Consider the following 3,476-nt stretch of genomic DNA (forward strand, 5'->3'; position numbering starts at 1 on the left):
CGAGCCGGCGGCGCTGGCCGGCCGACAGCTGACGCACCTCCAGCTCCAGCAGCGGCTGCAGCGCCAGCACGTCGACGGCGGCGGCGATCCCCGCCGCGTCGGCGCCCAGCCACGCGGCCTGGAAGGTCAGCTCCTCCCGCGCCCGGCGCGCGCCCTTGAGGCCGTCGAGATGGCCCAGCCAGTGAATATGCCGGCGCCGCGCCTCGGCCGGATCGGCGTCGGCGAAGGCGATGGTCCCGGCGTCGGGGCGGAGGAATCCGGCCAGGGCCCTCAGCAGGCTGGTCTTGCCCGCGCCATTGGCCCCGGTCAGGGCCACGGCCTCGCCGGCCGCCAGCGACAGGGACAGATCGCGGAACAGCACCCGCTCGCCGCGGGACAGGGTGAGGCCGGTGACGGTCAGCATCGGCGCGAGGCCCAAGTGCGAACAGTTCTCAATGGCCCTGCGGCCGACGTGGATACATGGACGCCCGTCGGAACCATCGCTATATCCGGCCTCGCCGCAGCAGGCGTTCGCCGCGCGCGGCGGGGACCTGTGCGCCCCGCCGTCTGTCGCGCGATCGCGCAACCGGATGTCCGGGCGGCGTTGACCAGAGGAACCTCTCCCATGCCGTCGAACGACAGCTTCAAGACCCGTCAGGACCTTTCCGTCGGGCGCAAGAAATACGCCTATTACAGCCTTCCGGCCGCCGAGGAAGCGGGTCTGGCCGGGATTTCCCGCCTGCCGCGCTCGATGAAGGTGCTGCTGGAGAACCTGCTGCGCAACGAGGACGGGGTCTCCGTGACCGAGGCCGACCTGCGCGCCGTCGCCGCCTGGATCGACAACAAGGGCTCGGTCGAACACGAGATCGCCTTCCGCCCGGCCCGCGTGCTGATGCAGGACTTCACCGGCGTGCCGGCCGTGGTCGACCTCGCCGCCATGCGCGACGCCATGTCCAAGCTCGGCGCCGATGCCTCGAAGATCAATCCGCTCAACCCCGTCGACCTGGTCATCGACCACTCGGTCATGGTCGACCATTTCGGCACCCCGGGCGCCTTCAACCAGAACGTCGAGCGCGAATACGAGCGCAACATCGAGCGCTACAAATTCCTCCGCTGGGGTTCGTCGGCCTTCAATAATTTCCGCGTCGTGCCCCCCGGCACCGGCATCTGCCACCAGGTCAACCTCGAGAACCTGGCCCAGACCGTCTGGACCGCGCCCGAGGGCAAGGCGACCCTGGCCTATCCCGACACCGTCGTCGGCACCGACAGCCACACCACCATGATCAACGGCCTGGCCGTTCTGGGCTGGGGCGTCGGCGGCATCGAGGCCGAGGCGGCCATGCTGGGCCAGCCCATCCCGATGCTGATCCCCGAGGTCATCGGCTTCCGCCTGTCGGGCGCCCTGCCCGAAGGCGCCACCGCCACCGACCTGGTCCTGACCGTCACCCAGATGCTGCGTCGCAAGGGCGTGGTCGGCAAGTTCGTCGAGTTCTTCGGCCCGGGCGTGACCAGCCTGACCATCGAGGACCAGGCCACCATCGCCAACATGGCCCCGGAATACGGCGCCACCTGCGGCTTCTTCCCGGTGTCGGCGGCGACGATTTCGTATCTGACCGCCACCGGCCGCGACAAGGCGCGCGTCGCCCTCGTGGAGGCCTACGCCAAGGCGCAAGGGTTGTGGATCGACGAGACCTCGGAAGACCCGGTCTTCACCGACGTGCTCGAGCTGGACATGGCCGAGGTCGTGCCGTCGCTGGCCGGCCCCAAGCGGCCTCAGGACAAGGTCGAGCTGACCATCGCCGCCCCGGCCTTCGAGACGGCCCTGGGCGAGGTGTTCAATCGCCCGGCCGACGCCCCGCGGGTCAAGGTCGAGGGCGAGAAGTTCGACCTCGGCGACGGCGACGTGGTCATCGCCGCCATCACCTCCTGCACCAACACCTCAAACCCGTCGGTGCTGATCGCCGCCGGTCTGGTGGCGCGCAAGGCCCACAAGCTGGGCATGAAGGTCAAGCCGTGGGTCAAGACCTCGCTGGCCCCCGGCTCGCAGGTGGTCACCGACTATCTGACCGCCGCCGGCCTGCAGGCCGACCTCGACGCCCTCGGCTTCAACCTGGTCGGCTACGGCTGCACCACCTGCATCGGCAACTCGGGCCCGCTGGATCCGGCCATCTCCAAGGCGATCAACGACAACGGCCTGGTCGCCACCTCGGTGCTGTCGGGCAACCGCAACTTTGAAGGCCGGGTGAACCCCGACGTCCAGGCCAACTATCTGGCCTCGCCGCCGCTGGTCGTCGCCTACGCCCTGGCCGGCTCGATGCGGATCGACATCTCGAAGGACCCGATCGGCAAGGACAAGAAGGGCAAGGACGTCTTCCTCAAGGACGTGTGGCCGACCTCGGCCGAGATCGCCGCCATCCAGAAGAAGTCGGTCACCCCGGCCATGTTCGCCAAGCGCTACGCCGACGTCTTCAAGGGCGACAAGCACTGGCAGGGCATCAAGGTCGAGGGCGGCCAGACCTACGCCTGGGACGACGCCTCCACCTATGTGCAGAACCCGCCCTATTTCGAGGGCATGTCGATGGAGCCGGCCCCGGTCGCCGACATCGTCGAGGCCCGCGTCCTCGCCATCTTCGGCGACTCGATCACCACCGACCACATCAGCCCGGCCGGTTCGATCAAGAAGGCCTCGCCGGCCGGCGCCTATCTGACCGACCACGGCGTCGACGCGCTCGACTTCAACTCCTACGGCGCGCGCCGCGGCAACCACGAAGTGATGATGCGCGGCACCTTCGCCAACATCCGCATCCGCAACAAGATCACCCCGGACATCGAGGGCGGCGTCACCAAACACTTCCCGTCGCAGGACACGATGTCGATCTACGACGCGGCCATGCGCTACCAGTCGGAAGGTCGTCCGCTGGTCGTCTTCGCGGGCAAGGAATACGGCACCGGCTCGTCGCGCGACTGGGCCGCCAAGGGCACGAAACTGCTGGGCGTCCGCGCCGTCATCGCCGAGAGCTACGAGCGCATCCACCGCTCCAACCTGGTCGGGATGGGCGTGGTGCCGCTGCAGTTCAAGCAGGACGGCTGGACCCGTCTGGGCCTGACCGGCGAGGAGATCGTCACCATCCGCGGCCTGTCCGACGTCAATGTCGGCAAGCTGCGTCCGCGCCAGGACCTGTGGGTCGAGCTGTTCCGTCCCTCGGACGGCAAGATGGCCCGCTTCCCGGTCCGCTGCCGCATCGATAACCAGACCGAGATGGACTACTTCAAGGCCGGCGGCGTCATGCCCTACGTCCTGCGCAACCTCGCCGGCGGCGCGCCGGAGGCGGTCGCAGCGGAGTAGGGGAAGGCGGGTCGCATGCGACCCGGCGACGACGCCAGACGAGACGATCAGGGCCGGCGGAGCGATCCGCCGGCCCTTTTCGTTCCGGGCCGCAGGAAGCCCCTCGCCAAACAAGTCGCCAGACCACGTCTATCGCGGACATGTCCACGGC

The 3,476-nt window shown here is 68.8% G+C and carries 2 protein-coding genes; one reads left to right on the forward strand and one right to left on the reverse strand.

Going from position 1 to position 3,476, the window contains the following annotated elements:
* The coding region (locus tag RDU12_RS14025; RefSeq protein WP_308685231.1) for an ATP-binding cassette domain-containing protein at positions 1 to 403 on the reverse strand (403 nt) is incomplete at its 3' end.
* Between the two features lie 201 nt (positions 404 to 604).
* Between RDU12_RS14025 and acnA the strand changes: the two genes are divergently transcribed.
* Positions 605 to 3,325: an aconitate hydratase AcnA gene (gene acnA / locus RDU12_RS14030; protein ID WP_300291049.1), complete on the forward strand. Its 2,721-nt coding sequence runs from the start codon at positions 605 to 607 to the stop codon at positions 3,323 to 3,325.
* Positions 3,326 to 3,476 lie beyond the last annotated feature (151 nt).

The organism is Brevundimonas sp. (assembly GCF_031082345.1).
Classification (GTDB): Bacteria; Pseudomonadota; Alphaproteobacteria; order Caulobacterales; family Caulobacteraceae; genus Brevundimonas.